The sequence below is a fragment of the Companilactobacillus alimentarius DSM 20249 genome (genome assembly GCF_002849895.1).
Classification (GTDB): Bacteria; Bacillota; Bacilli; order Lactobacillales; family Lactobacillaceae; genus Companilactobacillus; species Companilactobacillus alimentarius.
Genome location: NZ_CP018867.1, coordinates 1,037,133 through 1,059,683, shown reverse-complemented (window position 1 = coordinate 1,059,683; position 22,551 = coordinate 1,037,133). Strand labels below are relative to the sequence as shown.

The following is a 22,551-nucleotide window of genomic DNA, read 5'->3' as shown; positions in this document are numbered from 1 at the left end:
TAATTTTCTTTTTGTTTAAGACTTAGGTATTGTATAATTGTTCTATTAATGGAAAGTGAGTTTTTCAAAAATGTCGGGTATGTTTAGTGTAATAGTAAAATTATTTTTAACGATGATTCTTTCGGCCGTGATAACTCCTTTTGTGGTGAAATTGGCTTATATTTTGGGTGCTGTCGATAAACCTAATGCTCGGCGGGTAAATATTAAACCAATGCCAACTATGGGTGGTCTGGCTATTTTTATTGCATTTAACTTCGCCACATTTGCCTTATTGCGAGAACAATTTCCAACCCATGAATTGTTCAGTGTATTTTTAGCGGAATGTATTATTGTTTTGACAGGTATTATTGATGATATTCGTGAGTTGTCGCCTAAGGCTAAATTAGCTGGAATCTTCGCGGCTTCATTGGTTATTTATTTCTTGGCTGGGATTCGAATGAACGAGGTAACGCTGCCGATCATTGGATCCTTTAATTTAGGTTGGTGGAGTTTCCCAATTACTATCATTTGGATAATTGCGATTACCAATGCGGTAAATCTAATTGATGGGCTTGATGGTTTAGCTACTGGAGTTTCAATCATAGCCTTATTCACAATGGGAGTGATGGCGTACTTCTTTTTGAATTTCACTAACGTTTACGTTGCTATTTGGATATTTGCTATGGTTTCAGCTTTAGTTGGATTCTTACCGCATAATTTTCATCCAGCTAGTATCTTTTTGGGTGACACAGGTTCATTATTTATTGGTTTCATGATGGCTGTTTTCTCACTTAAAGGTTTAAAAAACGTTACGTTTATTACTCTATTGATGCCAGTGGTTATCATGGGAGTGCCAATAACTGATACTGTTTATGCAATTTTAAGAAGATTATTGAATAAGAAACCGATCATGCAAGCTGATAAGCATCATTTGCACCATCGTTTGATGCAATTGGGCTTGTCGCATCGTCAAACTGTTTTAGTTATTTATGGCTTGTCCCTAGTGTTTGCCTTTATTTCACTGTTGTATCCATTGTCAACACTTTGGGGAAGCGTATTGTTGACGGTCGGTGTATTGATTGGTTTGGAATTATTTATTGAATCAATTGGGTTGTTAGGCGATAATCGACAACCTTTGTTAAAGGCGATTCAAAAATTTGTAAAACGTTTAGAGAAGAAAAATTAAAAATATTATGGCAGACGTCGTTATAGCGCCTGCTTTTTTGTTGTTAGAGTTTATTCCACAAAAGTCAGATATAGATATTATTGAATTCTATCGTATGTAGGTAGTTAAATAAACTAGTCCCCGTTAAATTGATATTGAGGAGAAATTAAAATGGAATTGAATGAACAATTAAGAAGGTATCGTAAGCAAAACAATTTAACGCAGAAGGATTTAGCCCAAAAATTAAATGTCTCTGATAAGACTGTCTCTAGTTGGGAAACAGGACGAACATATCCCGATATTTCTTTGTTGATCAATCTTAGTTCCATTTTGAAAGTTTCCTTAGATGAGTTTTTAAAGGGAGATATTAAAACGGTGAATAAAATTGATAAAGATTTGAAGTTGAAAATTGTTTATAAAAAGTGGCTGATAGTAGCTGTCATTTTTATGACTATGGTATTTGGAGGATTTATTTTTCTTTCAACTTACCAGTATAAAAATGTTTTAGTTGATCGATTTAATCCGTTGCTGCAAGAAAAGATTGGTTATGCAACTATACCAACAGAAGAGTCAGCTAGTGAATCGGATTATACTAAAGTATCTCTTGGTAAAAACAAAACTAAAAAGGTCTTGGGTTCCCCTTACAAAAATATGGTTGTGACCGATAACGCCTGGGGAGATTCGATGTTTTTATCATTTTATGGTGGCTTATCGCCCAAGAATAAGTCATATGCTATGGTAAAGCATCGTGGCATTTATGTTTCTAGAATAAATTTTATTGATTGGGAAACAATTCCTAGATCGATTCGAAACAATATGTATAAAGATTATTCAGAATACCGTGATATGTACCAGATGTGGAGGGAAAGTAAGAGTAAAGGAAACGATTCAGCAATATTTACGGTTCAGACGGGTAAATATTAAAGAGGGATAAAAAAATAGGTCTAGTAATCATGATTTGATTACTGGACCCATTTTTAGTTTGCTTCTACAGGTACTTGTTTAAAAGTTTTTTCAGTTTTTTTCAAAGAGATTTGATTTTGGAAAAGATCTTTAATATTTTGAACAGCTGTATCTACATTTCCTAAATCTAAATAGATTTCACACTTGATATCAGCCGCAAATTGTTTGTTTTCAAGTTTAATTTTTTCATTTTTGCTATAATTTTCAAATTTATCAAATAAATGATAAGGAATAGTTAATTCAAAACCTTGTTGAATTCGATTTTCTACTAAGCCAATTTCTTTAACGGCCTCGGCGGTAGTTGAAGAGTAAGCTCTAATGAGACCTCCGGCTCCAAGTTTTATACCGCCAAAATAACGGGTTACAACTACGGTAACGTTCAAAAGGTCTTGTTGCTGTAAGACATTGAGAATAGGTGATCCAGCGGTACCACTGGGTTCGCCATCGTCTGACATGCGTTCAGTTTTGATGTTTTCCATAACGACGTAAGCAGTACAATTATGAGTCGCACCTGATTCCTGCGTTCGAATTTTTTGAATAAATTCCTTGGCTTCAGCCTCTGAATTAGTTTGAGCAATATGAGCAATAAAGCGTGATTTCTTTATATCTTTTTCGTGACTGCCCGTTTGAGCAATAGTTTTGTAATTTTGCAAAGATGTTCTCCTTTTACGTAATTTTAATCATGAATAATTTAAATGAATATCTCGGTGGGCGAATTATCAATGTGCGTGATTTGGATTCTGATATCCAAAAGAATTTACTTTCCCAAGGTGGAAAGAAGGTCAAAGCAACTAAAAATGAGGCGGGGACAATAGTTTGTTATCGTTGTTTGATGCCAATAAAAATCACAACTAAATGTGACTATTGTCGCAATTGTATCAATCTAGGGAAGATTAGAAGGACCGACCAATTGGTAATTACGGGCACAGACATCTTATTTCCACAGCAAGGCCAATATTTACAGTGGGACGGTGAATTAACAGCAAATCAGAAAAAAGGCGTTACAGAGCTTTTAAATGCTTTTAAGCACCATCAAGATCACTTAGTATGGGCGGTAACCGGTGCAGGTAAAACGGAAATGATCTTTCCCTTGATTGAACAGGCTTTGAAACAGCGTCAAAGAATTGCTATCTGTTCACCTCGAGTAGATGTATGCGTTGAATTATTTCCACGAATACAAAAAGTCTTTCCGACAACTTCAATTGGTCTATTTCATGGTAAAAGTTTAGAAAAATATCATTTGACTCAGATTGCCGTTATGACGGTCCATCAATTAATAAGGTTTGAACGAGCTTTTGATCTCTTGATCATTGATGAGGTTGACTCTTATCCTTTGGCTGGAAATTTAATGTTGCATAAGGCTATCAAAAAATCTCGTAAAAAAACTGGTATGACAGTCTTTTTGTCCGCTACACCACCGAAACAGTTATTGAAAAAAGTTAAAAGTAAACAAATAACATTATCCCAATTATATCAAAGATTTCACGGTCATCCTTTGCCGGAACCTCATTGTCATTTACTGTTTAAGAAGATCGATTTTCTCAATTTGAATCCACGGATACGTCTTAAGTTGGAGCAAATTTTAAAAAATAATGTTCGTGTAATGATTTTCTTTCCTTCGATTCCTGTGATGAGATCATTTGCTAAAAAATTAGAGAAGTTTTATCCACAATTGAGTTTTGTATCGGTGAGTTCACAGGATAAACAACGGCTAGAAAAAGTTCAACTGTTTCGTGAGCGCAAGGTACAAGCAATTTTGACGACAACAATTCTGGAACGTGGAGTAACCTTTAAAAAGATTATGGTTATAGTTTTGAATGCTGATGCTAAAGAATTTTCCAAAACCTCTTTAATTCAAATTGCTGGCCGAGCTGGAAGGGCCAAAGATTCCTTCGACGATGAGGTTCATTTTTATTATCAGTACTATAATCAGCAAATTCGTTTAGCCTGTGCGGAAATATCATATTTGAATCGGCAGGTGAAGTGATGCGGTGTCTTAATTGCGGAATGGAGATAATAAATAATTTAAAAATAACTGAAATTTTCTCATTTAAAGAAATAATCCCTAACTATATTTGTAATTTATGTCGAGAACAGCTGTCGCCGTTGGCAGGTCGAAATAATTGTCCTCATTGTTTTAAGCCAGATAGTTTTGAAATTTGTTCTGATTGTCAAATTTGGGAGCAAAAATATCAAGAAATTAATTGTCATCAAGCTTTGTTTGAGTATAATCAGTTCATACACAGCTATTTCAAGCTGTATAAACGATATGGAGATGTCTTGTTAGCAAAGTTGTTTTATCAAGATATTAAGAGTTGGTCTTTGAAAAATCAATTTGATGTGATTACTTATATTCCTGCTAGTCGAGGTCACTTTCAGCAACGTGGTTTTGACCCCGTTTATGAATTGTATGCTGATATTTTTGATTTGAAAAAGCTTTTAGTAAAAGTTGATGCTGATAAGCCACAAGCTCAGAAGAATCGTTTAGAGAGAATGAGAACGCCTCAAACCTTTTTGGGTTTGCCTGAAATCAATCTTATACCAAGGAATCAGAGAATCTTAATATTGGATGATATTTATACGACGGGGCGTACGTTGATGTATGCTCATGATATATTTTCAGAGCAAGGATTTCAAAATATTTCAACGTTTTCATTATCAAGATAGTGTAAACGTTGTCAACAAGGCATAAGAATATTATAATTGCATTAAAGAGATGTAAAGATGCTCTTTAATTTCCTACTCGTCGGAAGGAGAGATTATTATGTTAACTATTAATGTACGTGGTGAAAATATTGAGGTAACTTCATCAATTCGCGAATATGTTGAAAAAAGAATTTCAAAGATGGAAAAATATTTCAGCGATGACAGCAATCCAATTGCTCATGTAAATTTGAAAACATATCCATCAAAAGGTACAAAGGTTGAGGTAACTATTCCATTACCATATATCACATTGAGAGCTGAGGAAGTAAACGATGATTTATATGCCGGAATTGATCTTGTAATTGATAAGCTTGAAAGACAAATCAAGAAGTTTAAGACACGTGTAAATCGTAAGAGCCGTGAAGGTGGCAGCATTAGAGATATTCCTTTAAATGATGTTACATCTGAAGATACTGAGGAAGATAAATCACAAATCGTAAGAACAAAACGTTTGTCATTGAAACCAATGAATGCTGAAGAAGCCGTTTTACAAATGGAAATGCTTGGTCATGAATTCTTTATTTTTGAAGATTCAGAAACAAATGGAGCAAGCATCGTATACAAGCGTAACGATGGTAGATATGGTTTGATTGAAACTAATGAATAAAATAAATGAATAACAGTTCTAAAAAGCTGAAATCAGTAAGATTTCAGCTTTTTTTGTGGTCAATTCTTCTTTGTAAAGCATTCTTAATACTATAAGATAAGAAAATGGTGTATCATTGTATTCCTGAAAAGTCTATTTCAAAGATATTGAGTTTAAAAGTTTAAAAATTAATGCTACTATTAAGAGTATGTTTATTACACTTAGGAGAGATATATAAATATGGCAAATCCGCTAAGAAGATGGGTCGAAAGCGATAAAAGAGAAGTCAAACGTATGGGCAAGATTGCCGATAAGATTGAAAGTTATGCTGATGCTTATAGCAAACTTTCTGATGAAGAACTTCAAGCTAAGACTCCTAAATTTAAAGAAAGACTGGCTAATGGTGAAACGTTGGATGATATTTTACCTGAAGCTTTTGCTACTGCTCGTGAAGGTGCCAAGAGAGTATTGGGCCTTTATCCATTTAGAGTTCAATTAATCGGTGGTATCACTTTACATGAAGGTAACATTGCTGAAATGAAAACTGGTGAAGGTAAAACTTTGACAGCTACATTGCCTGTTTATCTGAATGCTTTAGCCGGCAAGGGTGTTCATGTTGTTACTGTCAATGAATACTTATCTGGTCGTGATGCTAAAGAAATGGGCGAGTTGTACAAGTGGCTCGGTCTTACTGTAGGTTTGAACCTTAACAGTATGGATTCAGAAGAGAAGCGTGATGCTTATAATTGTGACGTTACTTATTCAACAAATAGTGAACTTGGTTTTGATTATTTGCGTGACAATATGGTCGTTTATAAAGAACAAATGGTTCAACGTCCTCTCCACTATGCAATCGTCGATGAGGTTGATTCAATTTTAATTGATGAGGCTAGAACGCCATTGATTATTTCTGGTGCTGCTGAGAAATCAACCGCTATGTATATTCGTGCTGATCGTTTTGCCAAAACTCTTGAAAAAGATGATTACAAGATTGATTGGCCAACAAAGTCAATCAGTTTAACTGAAACAGGAATTAGAAAAGCAGAAGATTATTTTGGTCTTGATAACCTCTATGATATTGACAATACGGTTCTTAATCATCATTTGGATCAAGCCTTGAGAGCTAACTTTATCATGAGTCTTGATATTGATTATGTGGTTCAAGATGGTGAAGTTAAGATTGTTGATCAATTTACTGGTCGTGTTATGGATGGTCGTCGTTATTCTGATGGTTTACACCAGGCTATTGAAGCTAAGGAAGGTGTAGAGATTCAGGATGAAACTAAGACCATGGCTAATATTACTTATCAAAACTTTTTCCGGATGTATGACAAATTGGCAGGTATGACTGGTACTGCAAAGACTGAGGCAGAAGAGTTTAGAGAAATTTATAACATGGAAGTTATTTCCATCCCTACTAATAAGCCTGTTATTCGTGATGATAAAGATGATTTGCTTTACCCAACCTTGAAGAGTAAATTTGCGGCAGTAGTGAAAGATATCAAGGCTCGTCATGAAAAGGGTCAGCCAATTTTAGTTGGTACTGTAGCGGTTGAATCTTCTGAATATCTATCTAAATTATTGGATAAAGAGGGAATTCCCCACGCAGTTTTGAATGCTAAGAATCATGCTAAGGAAGCTGAAATTATCATGAATGCTGGTCAACGTGGCGCCGTTACAATCGCTACTAATATGGCTGGTCGTGGTACTGATATCAAACTTGGACCTGGTGTTGTTGAATTAGGCGGTTTAGCTGTTTTAGGTACAGAGCGTCATGAATCACGTCGTATTGATAATCAATTGCGTGGACGTTCTGGTCGTCAAGGTGATCCTGGTGTGACACAATTCTATATGTCACTTGAAGATGATTTGATGAAACGATTCGGTTCTGAGAGAATTAAGAATGTACTCAAAGCTTTGAAGCTTGAAGATGATGATGCTGTCATTCAAAGTAAGATGATGACTCGTCAAGTTGAATCAGCTCAAAAGCGTGTTGAAGGTAATAATTATGATACACGTAAGAATACTCTTCAATATGATGACGTTATGCGTGAACAACGTGAGGTTATTTATAAAGAAAGAATGGAAGTTATTACCGAAGATAAAGATCTTGATCGTGTATTGCTTCCGATGATTAAACGCACTATTCAGGCACAAGTAAATGTTCATACTCAAGGTAAGCAAGAAGATTGGGAATTGGAAGCTATCTCTGACTTTGCCAAATCCGCATTGGTCAACGATAATCAAATTTCTCCAGTCGACTTACAGCTTAAGAAGCCTGAGGATATTGTTAAATATTTAATGGATTTTGTTACTAAAAACTATGAAGAAAAGAAACAACAATTAGGTGATCCCGCTCAAATGCTTGAATTTGAAAAGGTTGTAATCTTAAGAGTTGTTGATGAACATTGGACTGATCATATTGATGCCATGGATCAATTACGTCAATCAATTGGTCTACGTGGTTATGGGCAATTGAATCCTTTGGTTGAATACCAAGAAGAAGGATATCGTATGTTTGAAGAAATGGTTTCAGATATTGAATATGATGTAACAAGACTATTCATGAAGGCCGAAATTAGACAAAATATGGAAAGATAAAAAAGCGGGCCTTGTGCCTGCTTTTTTTATAAGGGTGATTATATGGAATTTGGTGAGATTAAAAATAAGATTTCCGAGATGGAGAACAAAATAAGTCAATTCAGGGGGTCTCTTTGACTTAGATGCCTTGGAAGAAAGTATTGCTGAGAATGAAGCTAAAATGACCGTAGCAGGTTTCTGGGATAATCATGAGAAGGCTCAAAAAGTTATTGATGAAACTAAGACTATGAAAGATAAATATGATAATTTCAAGGAACTTAGTCAAAGCTTAGATGATATTAAAGTTTCCGCTGAACTTTATCAGGAAGATCCCGAAGAGGATTTGATGAATCAAATGGTAGACGATTCGTCTAAACTAGCCCAAAAGCTTCGTTCATATGAGTTAATGATGTTATTGTCTGAACAGTATGATGCACATAATGCCATTATGGAGATCCACCCTGGTGCTGGTGGGACCGAATCTCAAGATTGGGGTTCGATGCTTTTGCGAATGTATCAGCGCTGGGCAGAACAGCATAATTTTTCAGTTGAGATAGAAGATTATCAACCTGGTGATGAAGCTGGCATTAAGAGTGTTTCAATGATGATTCGTGGAAAAAATGCTTATGGATTATTACGCTCAGAACGAGGCGTGCACCGTCTAGTTAGAATTTCACCATTTGATTCCGCTGGTAGACGTCATACGTCATTTGCTTCAGTTGATGTTATGCCAGAATTAGATGACAGCATTCATGTTGAAATCAATGATGATGATTTAAGAGTGGATGTCTTTAGATCTTCGGGTGCTGGTGGTCAGCATATCAATAAGACCTCGTCTGCGGTTAGAATTACTCATTTGCCAACCGGAATCGTCGTTAGTTCTCAGGCACAGCGATCACAACTGCAAAACCGAGAAACGGCTATGAATATGTTGAAAGCTAAACTTTTCCAAAGAAAAGAAGAGGAACAAGCTAAGAAGCACGCTGAAATTCAAGGTGAACAAAAGGATATCGGATGGGGTTCGCAGATACGTTCTTACGTATTCCATCCTTACACAATGGTTAAGGATCATCGTTCTAACTATGAAACTGGTAATGGTCAAGCAGTTATGGATGGAGATTTAGATCCATTTATTTATGCCTATCTCCAATGGAAATTACAAGGGGCCAATGATGAAAAGTAAAATTTTAGTTGTTGATGATGAACCTGCAATTTTGGAATTGATCGAATATAATTTGGAAAGTAATGATTATCAAGTGTCTACTGCTGCCGATGGTCAGATTGCCTTTGAAAAAGTCAGTCAGAATACATTTGATTTGATGCTCTTGGATCAAATGCTTCCCAAAATGAATGGGATGGAAGTTTTAAAAAAAATGCGTCAGAGCGGTAATTTAACTCCAGTAATCTTTTTAACAGCCGTAGATTCAGAAGATGTTAAGGTCAAAGGACTAGTTGGTGGTGCTGATGATTATATTACTAAGCCCTTTAGCATCAAGGAACTTTTGGCTCGAATCGAAGTTGTCTTAAGACGGACCTCTAATAAACGTGAGAAAAGTGACTTCAAACTGAATACCGATATTAAAAGTTTAACAATTGATGGCAAAGAAATTAATTTAACGAGAAAAGAATACGAATTATTGGAGTTTTTGATTAGAAACAAGGGGATTGTAGTTTCTCGTGAACAAATTTTTAACAGTGTTTGGGGGATGAATTCTAATTCACAAATGCGGATGGTTGACATCCAAATTAGTCACCTACGTGATAAAATTGAAAAGGATACAAAAGACCCACAAATAATAAAAACCGTACATGGATTCGGTTATATTTTAGAGGTATGACGATGAAAAGAAGAATAGGACCAATTATCGCTATTTTAATCTCAGTAGTTATCTTCGTGGTGTTAGTGATATTTTCCGATACTATTTTGGGAGATTCACAAAAAGACATGTTTACTGAAGAGACTATTTCATATCAAGAATTAAAAAAGAATCATGATCCTAGTGAAGCAGCTAAAATCGCTGGTCTTGAATATGTAGACAGCAACAAGGAGGAGACGTATCTTCAGAAGAAAGCTTATGATATGTTTCATCGAGGTCGAGTGGCACAAGGGAAGAATTATATAACTGACACTAATTTGGGTGAAAGAATTATGTATTATATGTCTGGCTCAAGTCGTTATGTGGTTGCTAAACAGTACAATCGCTTGTGGAGCCAAGCACCTTTAACATTTGTCTTGGTAGCATTGATGTATTTTGTTATTACTGATTCAGTAATTCTATTCTACTATCGGAAACGACAGATTTTGAGTAATGATATTAAGAGCGTTACTGAAAATCTTCGTCGAGTTCGTAAAAACAAAGAAATGTCGTCACTGATATTGTCTCCTGATGACGAACTTTATGGATTAGTAGAACAGACTAATAAGATTAGCATGGATATCAATGACCTACGTGACGATGTTCGTTTACGTGAGCGACGTTTTCGTGGTTTAGTAGGACATTTGCCTATTGGGGTAATGTTGTTGAATTCTCAAGGTGATATTTTGATGCATAACCAAGCAATGTCTGGATTATTGGACGTTAATATTTCTAACGATATTCATCCATTTATTGAGGATGTTAAGACTTATAGTTTGAGTCGAATGATTGAGCATACCTTGAAGAAAAATAAAAACCATCATCGTGAGATTCAATTAATTGGTAACTCACAAAAGTTTGTTGATGCTAATGTAATTCGTTTGGTACACTCGCGTGAAGATTTTGATCAACAGGTATTAGTTATTTTGTATGATTTGACGGAAAGTCGTCGAATTGAAAGAATGCAAGTTGATTTTGTTAATAATGTTAGTCATGAATTGAAGACGCCGGTTACTTCGATCGAAGGTTTTTCTGAAACCCTATTGAATGGTGCTAAAGATGATCCAGAAAAATTGGATCATTTCTTAAAAATTATTCACAGTGAAAGCATTCGTTTAACAGAATTAATTCAAGATATCTTGTCACTTTCAAGAGTGAAAAAGGGCAATTATAAAGCAGAAACCGTCAATCTGCATGAAGATATTGACCAAATCTTAGAGCGACAAGCTTTGCCGATTAAAAAACATAATCTTACAGTTAAAAAGAAATTCTTTGGTAATGAAGAGGTATCGATCAATAAAGAAAAGATTAATTTGATTTTTAGAAATCTGATAAAGAATGCTGTTTCTTATAATAAAGAAAATGGTGAGATTGATCTTGAAGTACACCACGACGAGATTGAAAATCGAATTAAATTTGTTATTAAGGATACTGGTATTGGTATCTCAGAAACTGATCAAGGAAGAATTTTTGAAAGATTTTATCGAGTAGATCGTTCAAGAAGTTTGGAAACTGGTGGAACCGGATTAGGCTTGGCTATTGTTAAAGAAACCTTAGACACTTTGGATGGAGATATTCGACTTGAATCACATATCGGATTAGGAACTACTTTCACAGTCAATATTCCTTTGTAGAATTAAATATTGAACAAAAAATAACGAACGTAGAATATTATTTCATTCTATGTTCGTTATTTTTTATTATATGATTCGAATCAAACTGGAGAAACTAAAATAATTTGTTTTCAGGATGGTTTTTATACAAAAAATATACATAAATGTATTATCCTAATCCGATAGAGGTGAGAACATTGAAAAAGAGACTTGTCGCATTATTTGCAATCGTATTATCAAGTATTTTTATTTTAAGTGGTTGCAAAGGCAGCGGAAGCCAAAAAACTATTACAGCAGTTGGATCGTCAGCTGCTCAACCATTAGTTGAACTTGCCGGGGAAGAATTTACTAAGGATAACCCTAATGAATATGTGAATGTCCAAGGTGGGGGAACTGGAACAGGATTGAGCCAGATTCAACAAGGCGCAGTTAACATCGGTAATTCCGATCTATATGCTGAGCAAAAAAAAGATATTGATGCTAGTAAGTTAGTTGATCATCGTATTGCTGCAGTAGGAATGGTCCCCGTGGTCAATAAAAAGGTAAGAGTGAAGTCGTTGACCATTAAACAATTAAGACAAATTTTTTCAGGTCAAGTAAAGAACTGGAAACAAGTTGGTGGACGAGACTTACCAATTACAATTATTAATCGAGCTGACGGTAGTGGTACTCGTTCATCATTTGAAAGTGATGTAATGAATGGTACCCCATTCGTTCGTTCACAAGAACAAGATTCCAGTGGGATGGTTAGACAAATCGTCAATAACACTGATGGCTCAATTAGTTATTTAGCTATGCCATACTTGAATGATTCGGTTAAGACTGTCGAAATAGATAATGTTAAGCCAACCGTTGAAAATATTGAAAATAATAAATGGAAAATCTGGTCTTATGAGCATTTGTACACTAAAGGTAATCCAACAGGGATGACAAAGGATTTCCTTGATTTCATTATGACGGATCACGTGCAGGAAAATGTTGTTAAAAAAATGAACTATGTACCTATTAAAGAAATGAAGTATCAAAAGGATTATAAGGGCAATGTTACGCCCGTTTCCAAGGGGGTAAAGTAATTGAAAGATCCAATTAGGGAAAGTTTAACTAAAAAGTCTGTTTCGGCTAAAAGGGAAACTCGAGGTAAGATAATTTCTTTCAGTTTTACTGCCATTATTGTTTTACTAGTTGTTACAATTATTGGCTTTATTGCGTCAAGAGGGGTCATTATTTTTATCAAAGATGGCGTTAACCCAATTGATTTCTTGACTCATTCAGTTTGGGCGCCAAATAAATTAGATAGTGCAGGACACCCTATCGTTGGTGCTGCACCAATGATTGTCGGCTCATTTTCAGTCACATTGATTGCGGCATTGATAGGGACACCGTTTGCAATAGCTGCCGCAATTTTTATGACTGAGATTTCACCAACTTGGGGAAGAAAAATTTTACAACCAGTTATTGAATTACTAGTTGGTATTCCTTCAGTTGTTTATGGTTTCATTGGATTGACTATCGTGGTTCCTTTTGTTCGAAAAATTGCTGGGGGAAGTGGATTTGGTATCTTAGCAGGCTCATTTGTTCTATTTGTAATGATTTTGCCAACAATTACATCCATGTCTGTGGATGCTTTGAAATCAGTTCCTAGATATTACCGTGAAGCTTCTTTAGCATTAGGTGCTACAAGATGGCAAACAATTTATAAAGTTGTTTTACGCTCGGCCACACCCGGTATTTTGACGGCAGTTGTCTTTGGTATGTCAAGAGCTTTTGGTGAAGCTTTAGCAGTACAGATGGTTATTGGTAATGCCATGCTTTTACCACAGAATTTAGTATCTCCATCTTCTACATTAACCAGTGTTTTAACTATGAATATGGGTAATACCATTATGGGATCTACATCTAATAACGCTCTTTGGTCATTGGCACTATTGTTATTGTTAATGTCATTGTTGTTCAACTTTGTGATTAGAACCATTGCTAAGCGGGGTGAGTTCTAATGTTCAATGAAAAAACAAAAGATAAAATCGCTACAGGCGTGATTTATTTCATGTCAGGGGTCATTGTTTTGATCCTGGCAGGATTACTACTGTATATCCTAGGTAGTGGATTACGCTATGTTAATTGGCATTTCTTAACTTCAGGTTCAAAAGCTTTTCAAGCTGGAAGTGGTGTTGGAATACAGTTATTTAATTCATTTTTCCTATTAATTTTATCAATGCTGATTTCAATTCCTATTTCTATTGCAGCGGGAATTTATTTATCTGAATATGCGGGTAAAAATAAGCTGGTGGAATTGATTCGAGTTTCCATCGAAGTTTTGAGTTCTTTGCCATCAATTGTTGTGGGATTGTTTGGTTTTTTGATATTCGTAATTAGTTTCAAATTTGGATTTTCCATTCTTTCCGGGGCATTAACGTTGACAGTTTTTAATTTGCCCATACTGACTAGAAATGTTGAAGATTCTTTACGCTCAGTTTCACAGTCACAACGTGAAGCAGGATTAGCTTTAGGACTTTCAAAATGGGAAACAGTCATTCACGTTATCATCCCTGATGGTTTGCCAGGAATCATTACTGGTATGATTATCGGTGCTGGTAGAGTTTTTGGTGAAGCTGCTGCTTTAATTTATACGGCTGGTCAAAGTGCTCCACCATTAGATTTTACCAATTTCAACGTTTTCAGTATTACGAGTCCCTTGAATTTGATGCGTCCAGCGGAAACTTTGGCAGTTCATATTTGGAAGGTTAACTCTGAAGGTTTGATTCCAGATGCCGTTCAGGTCTCAGCTGGTGCCTCAGCGGTATTGATTATAGCTGTTTTGATTTTTAACCTTCTTTCAAGATATATTGGGAATTTAGTTTACAAAAAGATGACGGGTAAATAATATATGACGGAACAAAATGATCAACAATACATCCTTCATTTGGATGAAGATAAACATGAAATTGCAATAAAAACAGAGGATCTACAAGTATTTTACGGTGAAAAGGAAGCAATGCATAAAGCTTCACTTCAATTTGAAAGATACAAGATCACTTCACTTATTGGTGCTTCTGGTTCTGGTAAATCAACGTTTCTTAGATCTTTGAATCGGATGAATGATAACGTTGAAGGTGCTAGTGTTAAAGGTAAGATTATGTATCGTGGTCTCGATATTAACAAAAATAATGTTGATATTTACGAGGTGAGAAAACATATTGGTATGGTATTTCAACGTCCTAATCCGTTTTCTAAGTCAATCTATGATAATATTACTTTTGCTCTAAAACGTCATGGACTTCATGATAAGAAAAAATTAGACGAAATAGTTGAAACAACATTAAAGCAGGCTTCATTATGGGATCAAGTTAAAGATGATTTAAATAAAAGTGCGTTAGCTCTTTCAGGTGGTCAACAACAACGTTTATGTATTGCTAGAGCTATTGCAATGAAGCCGGATATATTGTTAATGGATGAGCCAGCTAGTGCGTTAGATCCAATTTCTACGTCTAACGTTGAAGAGACAATGTTGAATTTGAAAGATAACTATACAATTATTATTGTGACGCATAATATGCAACAGGCTGCTAGAATTAGCGATTACACTGCTTTTTTCCACTTGGGACATGCGGTGGAATTTAATGAAACTAGAAAAATATTCACACGTCCTAAGATTAAAATAACTGAGGACTATGTTTCAGGACATTTTGGATAGGAGATAAAATTGGCAGAAAAAATTTTAACATCTTCTGATGTACATTTATTTTATGGTAAAAAAGAAGCATTAAAGGGAATTAATCTTGACTTCAATAAAAATGAGATCACAGCTCTGATTGGACCCTCAGGTTGTGGGAAATCAACTTATTTAAGATGTTTGAACCGAATGAACGATTTAATTCCTGATGTTACAATTACGGGGACCATTTCATTAAATGGTAAAAATATTTATGCTCCTAATATTGATACAGTATCGTTAAGAAAACAGGTTGGAATGGTTTTCCAACAGCCAAATCCGTTCCCATTTTCTATTTATGATAATGTTATCTATGGGTTGAGATTAGCTGGAATTAAAGATAAGGCTACTTTGGACGAAGCTGCAGAAACTAGTTTAAAAAATGCGGCTGTTTGGGATGATGTGAAAGATAAGCTGCATCAAAGTGCTTTGTCATTATCTGGTGGACAACAACAAAGAGTTTGTATTGCTAGAGTTTTAGCAGTGAAACCTGATATTATTTTATTAGATGAACCAACGTCAGCTTTGGATCCAATATCGTCAGCTAAAGTTGAAGATACGATGTTGGCGTTACGTGAGGATTATACTATCGTTACCGTTACACATAATATGCAACAGGCTTCGAGAATATCCGATCAAACTGCTTTCTTCCTGAATGGGGAATTGATTGAGATGGATAAGACAAAGAATATCTTCTTAAATCCAAAAGAAAAACAAACTGAAGATTATATTTCAGGAAAATTCGGTTAGGAGAAAAAACGATGCGCACTACTTTCGAAGAACAATTAAATAACTTACATTTGCGATTCTCAGAAATGGGTATGATGGCTAGCGAAGCTATTATGAAATCCGTTAAGGCATATATTGATCATGATAAGGCTCTTGCCAAAGAGGTCATCAGAAATGACCATGTGATTAATAAAAGAGAGATGGATCTCGAAAAGGAATCTTTTGAAATGATTGCTTTACAACAACCGGTAACATCTGATTTGAGAATGATTGTAACGGTTTTAAAAGCAAGTTCTGATTTAGAAAGAATGGGCGATCATGCAGTTAGTATTGCTCAGGAAACAATTAGGGTTAAGGGTGAAACGAGAATTCCCGAAATTGAGAAATTAATTGCTGAGATGGGTGATATGAGTACAAGTATTGTTGAAGATTCATTGGAAGCATACTTGAAAAAAGATAGCAAAATGGCTGAAGAGGTTGCTCACCGCGATATTGAAATAGATGCTAAGAGCGGTCTGATTAACGAGCTATGTATCAAAGATATGCAAAAGACGGTCGAAAATGTTTTAAGTGGTTCATCATATATGTTGGTGGCAAGTTATCTGGAACGAGTTGGCGATTATGCAACCAATATTTGTGAGTGGGTTGTTTACTTGAATACCGGACATGTGGTAGAACTGAATCGGAAGCATATTCCTGATATTGATGAGTAATATTGATATTTTTATGAATATGTAGTATATTTTTTGGACAAGTCGAGGTGAAGTTGTATGAAAGAGAGAATCACAAGATCAAGTACTAATCGGATGTTAGCTGGTGTATGTGGTGGTCTAGGTGCTCACTTTGGAATTGATCCAATTTGGATTCGCCTTGCTTTTATTTTTCTACTACCATTCACTTATTTTCTACCAGTCTTGGTTTATGTTATTTGTGTCTTTTGGTTTCCAGAAAAGCGTAATATTCAAGAAACTGATTTTAATAAGCGAAGCCGTAGATTAAAGTCTGCCAAAAAATATTACTGATTTAAAATTGACTATTAATGAGGGTATGAAATGAAGTTACTAATAAAAGTGGCAATACAAACGCTTTTGTTTTTAGCAATTGCGCGTTTATTGCCGAATATGTTTCGAGTGGACAGTTTAGCTACAGCTATTATTGCTAGTATTGTACTAGTTATTTTAAACTGGACTATTAAACCTCTGTTACATATTATTTCGTTACCAATTACGTTTATAACTTTTGGATTGTTTTCTTTTGTTATAAATGCAATCACTTTGGAACTGACGTCATCATTAGTCGGTTCGACAAGCTTTAGCTTTAATGGCTTTGGTTCAGCCCTAGTTGTGGCAGTCATTTTAGCAATTTGCAACTCGATTATCAACAGTTATACGATGAATAATTTTCAAAGACGCGTCTAGTGCGCGTTTTTTTGTTTTTAAAATGATAAAATTATTATAAATATAAAATCAGTGGGGGTTAGCAATGACAAATTTTGTTACAGTATATCAAATGGTAAAAGATAACGAATTGAAAGTTTATGCTGGAGAAGAATTATTAAAAGAGAAGAAGGTCATCACAACTGATATTTCTCGTCCTGGAATTGAACTAACGGGATATTTTGACTACTATCCAAGTGAACGAATCCAATTGTTTGGTCAAACAGAGACGTCATATTCACGGTCGATGACTTCTAATAATAGATATAAAGTTATGTTGGAATTATGTCGCGAAGATACACCCGTTTTATTGATATCAAGAAATATTCAACCCAGTAAGGAATTATTGAAAGCAGCTAAAGAGCATAATGTTCCAGTTATTGGTTCAGAACTACCAACGACACGCCTTTCAAGTATGATCACTGAATACTTAGATGAACAATTAGCACCTAGAGAATCTATTCATGGCGTTTTAGTTGATGTTTATGGAATAGGAATCTTGTTGACAGGTCATTCTGGAATCGGTAAAAGTGAGACAGCTTTGGAATTGATAAAGCGAGGTCATCGTTTAATTGCTGATGATCGTGTCGATGTTTATCAACGTGATGAAAAGACGATTGTTGGTGAAGCACCTAAAATTTTGAATCACTTGCTGGAAATTCGTGGCATTGGAATTATTGATGTAATGAACCTTTTTGGTGCTGGTGCGGTACGTTCTCAAAGTGAGATCCAGTTGATAATCAATCTTGAAAATTGGTCAGCTGATAAAAATTATGATCGTATTGGAACTCTGGAAGATAGTCGGACTTTCTTTGATGTGGATGTGCCACAGATTACGGTACCAGTTAAGGTTGGTCGAAATATTTCTATTATCATTGAAGTAGCAGCGATGAATTATCGTGCTAAAAAGATGGGTTACGACGCAACTAAGAAGTTTGAGGATAATTTAGGCCTATTAATTAAGGAAAATGAAGAAAAAACAAAGAATGATAAAGAAGGTAAGTAATGAACTTTAGTTTGTTAGCATTAAATCCCATTGCTCTAAATTTGGGTGGCTTAGAGATACATTGGTATGGTGTAATTATTGCTTTAGGAGCTTTGGTTGGAGTAATTATGGCTATGAGAGAAGCCAAGAGAAGACATTTGGATCCTGATAATATTCTTGATTTAGTCTTGTACGGTGTTCCAATCGCATTAGTAGGGGCACGATTGTATTACGTTATTTTCGAATTGCCATTCTATTTGGCAAATCCTGGTGAAATAATCAAGGTATGGCATGGTGGGATTGCCATTTATGGTGGATTGATTGCCGCTTTTATTGTTTTATTAGTTCTATGCAAGAAACGAAATATTTCACCTTGGCTGATGTTGGATATTGCTGCACCATCGGTTCTATTGGGACAAATCGTTGGTCGTTGGGGCAACTTTATGAATCAAGAAGCCTTTGGCGCTAAAACGACTTTAGACTTTTTACAATCACTACATTTGCCACATTTTATAATTGAGCAGATGTATATTAATGGTGCTTATCGACAACCAACATTTTTATACGAGTCTTTAGGTAATTTGATTGGATTAATCTTAATTTTAATTTTAAGAAACCGAAAGCACCTTTTAAAACGCGGAGAAGTCTTTTTGACTTATTTAATTTGGTATCCAGCTGTGAGATTTTTTGTGGAAGGAATGCGGACAGATAGTTTATATATTTTGCCTGGAGTGAGAGTTTCGCAAGTGTTATCATTGTTGTTATTCTTTGCAGCAATTGGATTATTCATCTATCGTCGAAAGAAATTAGATGATCCTTGGTATAATGAGTTGTGAGCAATCTAATTGCTAATTAAAAAATAAATGGTAAGATTTGATAAGTAATAGGAGGTAATTCGACGATGAAATCATATGATGTAGTAATTATTGGAGCAGGTCCTGGTGGTTTAACTGCTGCTCTATATGCTTCACGCGCTAATTTATCAGTAATGATTCTTGATCGTGGTATTTACGGTGGACAAATGAACAACACCGCTGCGATTGAAAATTATCCTGGCTTTGAATCAATTTTAGGACCAGATTTGAGTGAGAAGATGTATAAATCCTCAACACAATTTGGTGCTGATTTTGGATACGGTGCTGTCCAATCAGTTGAAGATAAGGGTAATGTTAAGATTATTCATACTGATGATGGTGATTATGAAGCTAAAGCATTAATCATTGCAACTGGTTCACAATATAAGAAGATTGGCGTTCCTGGAGAAAATGAAATGTCAGGACGTGGTGTTTCCTACTGTGCCGTTTGTGATGGTGCCTTCTTTAAAGGTCAAGATGTTGCCGTAATCGGTGGTGGAGATTCCGCTGTTGAAGAGGGAATTTATCTAACACAATTAGCCAAGTCAGTAACAATTATTCACCGTCGTGATCAATTACGTGCCCAAAAGATTTTACAAGATCGTGCATTCAAGAATGATAAAATTAAATTTGTTTGGAATGCTGATGTCAAAGAAATCATGAGTGACGATGATAAAGTTTCCGGCGTTAGATATATTGACAAAAAGACCGGCGACGAGCATGTCGTTCCTGCAAAGGGTGCTTTCATCTATGTTGGTATCAAGCCAATGACAGAACCATTCAAGGATTTAGGCGTTCTTGATGAAGATGGTTGGATTGATACAAATGAACATATGGAAACAAAGATCCCTGGTATCTTCGCTGTTGGAGATGTTCGTAAGAAAGATCTTCGTCAAGTAGCTACGGCTGTCGGTGAAGGCGGTATAGCTGGTCAACAAGCTTACAATTATATTCAAGAGATTGCTGATGAAAAAGTTGCAGCTAAATAAAATAGATTAAACAAATGATCAAGATTATGGAGTGGACAATATGTCCATTTCATAATCTTTTTTTCTACCTTTACGTAATAATAATTCACTAATTGTTGAAAGAAATATTATCAGAATATGAATTGAATATGTACATGTTTAAACATATACTATACGTAAAAGACAGGAAGTGATTCTTATGCGTGAAGTGGTAGATAAAAAAATAAATCAATTAATGAATGAATCTGGCTTTAATATTGCTAGTAATCTAAAGGTTTTAAGAAAGAATAAAAATGTAACTCAAAAAGAAGTAGCAAGCTGTTTAAATATTGACGTTACAACGTTATCTCATTATGAAACCGGGATTAGGATGCCAGATATTGATACTCTAATTGCTTTGGCCAAATACTATGATACGGATATAAACAGAATCATTAGTAATAATTTCGACTAATTTGATATTTTGGGGACGTAATTTTAAGGATATTTTAAAATTTTGTTGGTAAAGTTGCGTAATCAAATATAAATAGTACTCTATAATTGATATAATGATTGTAAGTACTTACAAATTAGGAGGACAAAGTTAATGTCTTGGCAAGATAATATGCAAAAATGGCTCGACTATAAGGATTTAGATCCAGATATGAAAGAGCAACTTGAAGAGATGAAAGATGATCAAAAAGTTGCTGAAGAAGCATTCTACCAACCAATGGAATTTGGTACTGCTGGAATGAGGGGCTTGATTGGACCTGGTATCAATCGGATGAATATTTATACTGTTCGTCAGGCCACTGAAGGTTTAGCTTCATTTATGGATACTTTAGATGATAAAGTAAAAGCACAAGGTGTAGCAATCAGTTACGATTCACGTTATTACTCACAAGATTTTGCTTATGAGTCAGCTAAGGTTTTAGGAGCTCACGGAATTCATAGTTATGTATTCGATAGCTTAAGACCAACTCCAGAATTATCTTTTGCTGTAAGAAGTATTCCTACTTATGCTGGAATTATGATTACAGCTAGCCATAATCCTAAACAATATAATGGTTTTAAAATTTATGGACCAGACGGCGGACAAATGCCACCAGCTGAGTCAGATAATATTACTAGTTTTGCAAGAAAAGCTGATGATTTATTTGCTATTAAGGTAAAACCAGTTACTAAATTACGAGCTGAGAAGCTTCTGACTTTGATTGGTGAAGACGTTGATTTGAACTATATGAAGAACTTGGAGACTGTTATTGTAAACCGTGATTTAATCAATAATATTGGTGATAAGATGAAATTTGTTTATTCACCACTTCACGGTACCGGTAAAATGATTGCCCCAAGGATTTTCCAAAAATTAGGTTTTAAAAACTTCAATATGGTAACTGAGCAGGCTATTTTGGACCCTGAATTTGCAACAACTCCATTTCCAAATCCAGAATTTGCTCAAACATTTGATTTGGCAATTGAACGTGGTAAAAAAATTGGTGCTAATATTCTAATTGCAACTGATCCTGATGCTGATCGTTTAGGCGCCGCAGTTAGACAACCAGATGGATCATATAAATTGATGACAGGTAATCAAATCGCATCTGTTTTACTAAATTATTTGTTACAAGCCAAAAAAGGCTTGAATGCATTGCCAGCTAATGGTGCTGTAGTTAAGTCGATTGTTTCATCTGAATTGGCAACTGCTATTGCTGATAAATATAATATTAAGATGTTTAATGTTTTGACTGGTTTTAAATACATTGCTGAAAAAATTGAGCAATTTGAAAAAACAGGTAGTAATGAATTTCTCTTTGGTTTTGAAGAGAGTTACGGTTATCTTGTAAAGCCATTTGTTCGTGATAAGGATGCCATGCAATCTACTTTACTTTTAGCAGAGGCAGCTGCTTATTATGAATCTCAAGGAAAGACCATTTATGATGCTTTAGAGGATCTTTATAAAGAATTTGGTTACTATCGTGAAAAGACCATTTCTAAGACGTTTGAAGGTATCTCTGGAAAAGATCAGATGGCTCAAATTATGAAGACACTTCGTGAAGAAGGAATTGATGAAGTCAACGGCGTTAAAGTTGTAGAATCAATTGATTATCTTAAGGATACTGATACTACTGCTGCAGGTACTAAAGAAACTGGTTTGCCTAAGGCTAATGTTTTGAAGTATATCTTGGAAGACGATACATGGATTGCTGCTAGACCTTCAGGTACTGAGCCAAAATTGAAGTTTTATGTTGGTGTTAAGGGTGACACCGAAGATGGTGCTGCTCAAAAATTAGCTACCTTTGCTAAGGAGATTGAAGGCTGGGAATAACTAGTTTAATGAATTAAATAAGATAGAGACAAAGTCGAACTTTTGTCTCTATCTTTTTGTTTCGTTACAAGTATTTCACAACTGCGATATAATATTTTCATGTAGTTTTTGAAAAGA

General features: G+C 35.2%; 23 protein-coding genes. 22 read left to right on the top strand and 1 reads right to left on the bottom strand.

The window, feature by feature from the left end:
- Positions 1 to 79: 79 nt before the first annotated feature.
- Both LA20249_RS05120 and LA20249_RS05115 read left to right on the top strand, forming a co-directional pair.
- Entirely contained in the window at positions 80 to 1,165 is a 1,086-nt protein-coding gene (locus LA20249_RS05120; protein ID WP_057736970.1) for a glycosyltransferase family 4 protein, read from the top strand.
- 150 nt (positions 1,166 to 1,315) lie between these two features.
- The gene (locus LA20249_RS05115) at positions 1,316 to 2,068 is read left to right on the top strand and encodes a helix-turn-helix domain-containing protein (RefSeq protein WP_083477858.1); all 753 of its coding nucleotides are present in this window, start codon (positions 1,316 to 1,318) and stop codon (positions 2,066 to 2,068) included.
- Between the two features lie 53 nt (positions 2,069 to 2,121).
- On the opposite strand, the gene LA20249_RS05110 is transcribed toward LA20249_RS05115, so the two are convergent.
- Positions 2,122 to 2,760 carry a YigZ family protein gene (locus tag LA20249_RS05110; protein WP_057736843.1) on the bottom strand — a complete coding sequence of 213 codons (639 nt, stop codon included), beginning with the start codon at positions 2,758 to 2,760 and terminating at the stop codon, positions 2,122 to 2,124.
- A 29-nt stretch (positions 2,761 to 2,789) separates the two neighbouring features.
- Here LA20249_RS05110 and LA20249_RS05105 point away from each other — a divergent pair, with 29 nt between their 5' ends.
- The 20 genes from LA20249_RS05105 to LA20249_RS05015 all read left to right on the top strand — a co-directional run bounded on the left by LA20249_RS05105 (position 2,790) and on the right by LA20249_RS05015 (position 22,434).
- Positions 2,790 to 4,094 (top strand): DEAD/DEAH box helicase, encoded by a 1,305-nt coding sequence (locus LA20249_RS05105; RefSeq protein WP_158294586.1) that lies wholly within the window; start codon positions 2,790 to 2,792, stop codon positions 4,092 to 4,094.
- 293 nt (positions 4,095 to 4,387) lie between these two features.
- Positions 4,388 to 4,774, top strand: coding sequence for a ComF family protein (locus tag LA20249_RS11835; RefSeq protein ID WP_235806721.1), 387 nt, complete (start codon positions 4,388 to 4,390; stop codon positions 4,772 to 4,774).
- 97 nt (positions 4,775 to 4,871) lie between these two features.
- Positions 4,872 to 5,420: a ribosome hibernation-promoting factor, HPF/YfiA family gene (gene hpf, locus LA20249_RS05095; protein ID WP_057736847.1), complete on the top strand. Its 549-nt coding sequence runs from the start codon at positions 4,872 to 4,874 to the stop codon at positions 5,418 to 5,420.
- Between the two features lie 219 nt (positions 5,421 to 5,639).
- On the top strand, positions 5,640 to 8,000 hold the full coding sequence (gene secA / locus LA20249_RS05090) for a preprotein translocase subunit SecA (RefSeq protein ID WP_057736849.1): 2,361 nt from the start codon (positions 5,640 to 5,642) through the stop codon (positions 7,998 to 8,000).
- 42 nt (positions 8,001 to 8,042) lie between these two features.
- A protein-coding gene (prfB, locus tag LA20249_RS05085; RefSeq protein WP_101836871.1) for a peptide chain release factor 2 occupies positions 8,043 to 9,162 on the top strand; the annotation gives its coding sequence in 2 pieces (ribosomal slippage) (positions 8,043 to 8,093 and positions 8,095 to 9,162; 1,119 coding nt in all).
- Positions 9,152 to 9,817, top strand: coding sequence for a response regulator transcription factor (locus tag LA20249_RS05080; protein ID WP_057736854.1), 666 nt, complete (start codon positions 9,152 to 9,154; stop codon positions 9,815 to 9,817). The genes prfB and LA20249_RS05080 overlap by 11 nt, the downstream gene beginning before the upstream one ends.
- A gap of 2 nt (positions 9,818 to 9,819) precedes the next feature.
- Positions 9,820 to 11,469, top strand: a complete 1,650-nt coding sequence (locus LA20249_RS05075) for a sensor histidine kinase (RefSeq protein WP_057736856.1) — start codon at positions 9,820 to 9,822, stop codon at positions 11,467 to 11,469.
- A 176-nt stretch (positions 11,470 to 11,645) separates the two neighbouring features.
- The gene (locus LA20249_RS05070; RefSeq protein ID WP_057736857.1) at positions 11,646 to 12,521 is read left to right on the top strand and encodes a phosphate ABC transporter substrate-binding protein PstS family protein; all 876 of its coding nucleotides are present in this window, start codon (positions 11,646 to 11,648) and stop codon (positions 12,519 to 12,521) included.
- Positions 12,522 to 13,442: a phosphate ABC transporter permease subunit PstC gene (gene pstC, locus LA20249_RS05065; RefSeq protein WP_057736859.1), complete on the top strand. Its 921-nt coding sequence runs from the start codon at positions 12,522 to 12,524 to the stop codon at positions 13,440 to 13,442.
- Positions 13,442 to 14,329 (top strand): phosphate ABC transporter permease PstA, encoded by an 888-nt coding sequence (pstA, locus tag LA20249_RS11735; protein ID WP_057736861.1) that lies wholly within the window; start codon positions 13,442 to 13,444, stop codon positions 14,327 to 14,329. Before pstC ends, pstA begins: the two co-directional genes overlap by 1 nt.
- Positions 14,330 to 14,332: 3 nt before the next feature.
- Entirely contained in the window at positions 14,333 to 15,139 is an 807-nt protein-coding gene (pstB, locus tag LA20249_RS11730) for a phosphate ABC transporter ATP-binding protein PstB (protein ID WP_057736862.1), read from the top strand.
- 3 nt (positions 15,140 to 15,142) lie between these two features.
- Positions 15,143 to 15,907 (top strand): phosphate ABC transporter ATP-binding protein PstB, encoded by a 765-nt coding sequence (gene pstB / locus LA20249_RS05055; protein WP_101836870.1) that lies wholly within the window; start codon positions 15,143 to 15,145, stop codon positions 15,905 to 15,907.
- A gap of 11 nt (positions 15,908 to 15,918) precedes the next feature.
- Positions 15,919 to 16,599, top strand: coding sequence for a phosphate signaling complex protein PhoU (phoU, locus tag LA20249_RS05050; protein ID WP_057736864.1), 681 nt, complete (start codon positions 15,919 to 15,921; stop codon positions 16,597 to 16,599).
- Between the two features lie 57 nt (positions 16,600 to 16,656).
- Positions 16,657 to 16,908, top strand: coding sequence for a PspC domain-containing protein (locus LA20249_RS05045; RefSeq protein ID WP_057736865.1), 252 nt, complete (start codon positions 16,657 to 16,659; stop codon positions 16,906 to 16,908).
- A gap of 30 nt (positions 16,909 to 16,938) precedes the next feature.
- Positions 16,939 to 17,304 carry a phage holin family protein gene (locus LA20249_RS05040; protein ID WP_057736866.1) on the top strand — a complete coding sequence of 122 codons (366 nt, stop codon included), beginning with the start codon at positions 16,939 to 16,941 and terminating at the stop codon, positions 17,302 to 17,304.
- Between the two features lie 64 nt (positions 17,305 to 17,368).
- On the top strand, positions 17,369 to 18,328 hold the full coding sequence (gene hprK / locus LA20249_RS05035) for an HPr(Ser) kinase/phosphatase (RefSeq protein ID WP_057736867.1): 960 nt from the start codon (positions 17,369 to 17,371) through the stop codon (positions 18,326 to 18,328).
- Positions 18,328 to 19,143: a prolipoprotein diacylglyceryl transferase gene (lgt, locus tag LA20249_RS05030; RefSeq protein ID WP_057736868.1), complete on the top strand. Its 816-nt coding sequence runs from the start codon at positions 18,328 to 18,330 to the stop codon at positions 19,141 to 19,143. The genes hprK and lgt overlap by 1 nt, the downstream gene beginning before the upstream one ends.
- A 65-nt stretch (positions 19,144 to 19,208) precedes the next feature.
- Positions 19,209 to 20,150 (top strand): thioredoxin-disulfide reductase, encoded by a 942-nt coding sequence (gene trxB, locus LA20249_RS05025; protein ID WP_057736869.1) that lies wholly within the window; start codon positions 19,209 to 19,211, stop codon positions 20,148 to 20,150.
- Between the two features lie 178 nt (positions 20,151 to 20,328).
- Positions 20,329 to 20,583 (top strand): helix-turn-helix domain-containing protein, encoded by a 255-nt coding sequence (locus LA20249_RS05020; RefSeq protein WP_057736870.1) that lies wholly within the window; start codon positions 20,329 to 20,331, stop codon positions 20,581 to 20,583.
- A 132-nt stretch (positions 20,584 to 20,715) separates the two neighbouring features.
- Entirely contained in the window at positions 20,716 to 22,434 is a 1,719-nt protein-coding gene (locus tag LA20249_RS05015) for a phospho-sugar mutase (protein WP_057736873.1), read from the top strand.
- Positions 22,435 to 22,551 lie beyond the last annotated feature (117 nt).

Bases quoted from the DNA above. Each gene is read 5' to 3' on its own strand.
- LA20249_RS05120 (WP_057736970.1), top strand. From the start codon at position 80: ATGTTTAGTGTAATAGTAAAATTATTTTTAACGATGATTCTTTCGGCC.
- LA20249_RS05115 (WP_083477858.1), top strand. From the start codon at position 1,316: ATGGAATTGAATGAACAATTAAGAAGGTATCGTAAGCAAAACAATTTA.
- LA20249_RS05105 (WP_158294586.1), top strand. From the start codon at position 2,790: ATGAATAATTTAAATGAATATCTCGGTGGGCGAATTATCAATGTGCGT.
- hpf (WP_057736847.1), top strand. From the start codon at position 4,872: ATGTTAACTATTAATGTACGTGGTGAAAATATTGAGGTAACTTCATCA.
- secA (WP_057736849.1), top strand. From the start codon at position 5,640: ATGGCAAATCCGCTAAGAAGATGGGTCGAAAGCGATAAAAGAGAAGTC.
- LA20249_RS05080 (WP_057736854.1), top strand. From the start codon at position 9,152: ATGAAAAGTAAAATTTTAGTTGTTGATGATGAACCTGCAATTTTGGAA.
- LA20249_RS05075 (WP_057736856.1), top strand. From the start codon at position 9,820: ATGAAAAGAAGAATAGGACCAATTATCGCTATTTTAATCTCAGTAGTT.
- pstA (WP_057736861.1), top strand. From the start codon at position 13,442: ATGTTCAATGAAAAAACAAAAGATAAAATCGCTACAGGCGTGATTTAT.
- pstB (WP_057736862.1), top strand. From the start codon at position 14,333: ATGACGGAACAAAATGATCAACAATACATCCTTCATTTGGATGAAGAT.
- phoU (WP_057736864.1), top strand. From the start codon at position 15,919: ATGCGCACTACTTTCGAAGAACAATTAAATAACTTACATTTGCGATTC.
- LA20249_RS05045 (WP_057736865.1), top strand. From the start codon at position 16,657: ATGAAAGAGAGAATCACAAGATCAAGTACTAATCGGATGTTAGCTGGT.
- LA20249_RS05040 (WP_057736866.1), top strand. From the start codon at position 16,939: ATGAAGTTACTAATAAAAGTGGCAATACAAACGCTTTTGTTTTTAGCA.
- hprK (WP_057736867.1), top strand. From the start codon at position 17,369: ATGACAAATTTTGTTACAGTATATCAAATGGTAAAAGATAACGAATTG.
- lgt (WP_057736868.1), top strand. From the start codon at position 18,328: ATGAACTTTAGTTTGTTAGCATTAAATCCCATTGCTCTAAATTTGGGT.
- trxB (WP_057736869.1), top strand. From the start codon at position 19,209: ATGAAATCATATGATGTAGTAATTATTGGAGCAGGTCCTGGTGGTTTA.
- LA20249_RS05020 (WP_057736870.1), top strand. From the start codon at position 20,329: ATGCGTGAAGTGGTAGATAAAAAAATAAATCAATTAATGAATGAATCT.
- LA20249_RS05015 (WP_057736873.1), top strand. From the start codon at position 20,716: ATGTCTTGGCAAGATAATATGCAAAAATGGCTCGACTATAAGGATTTA.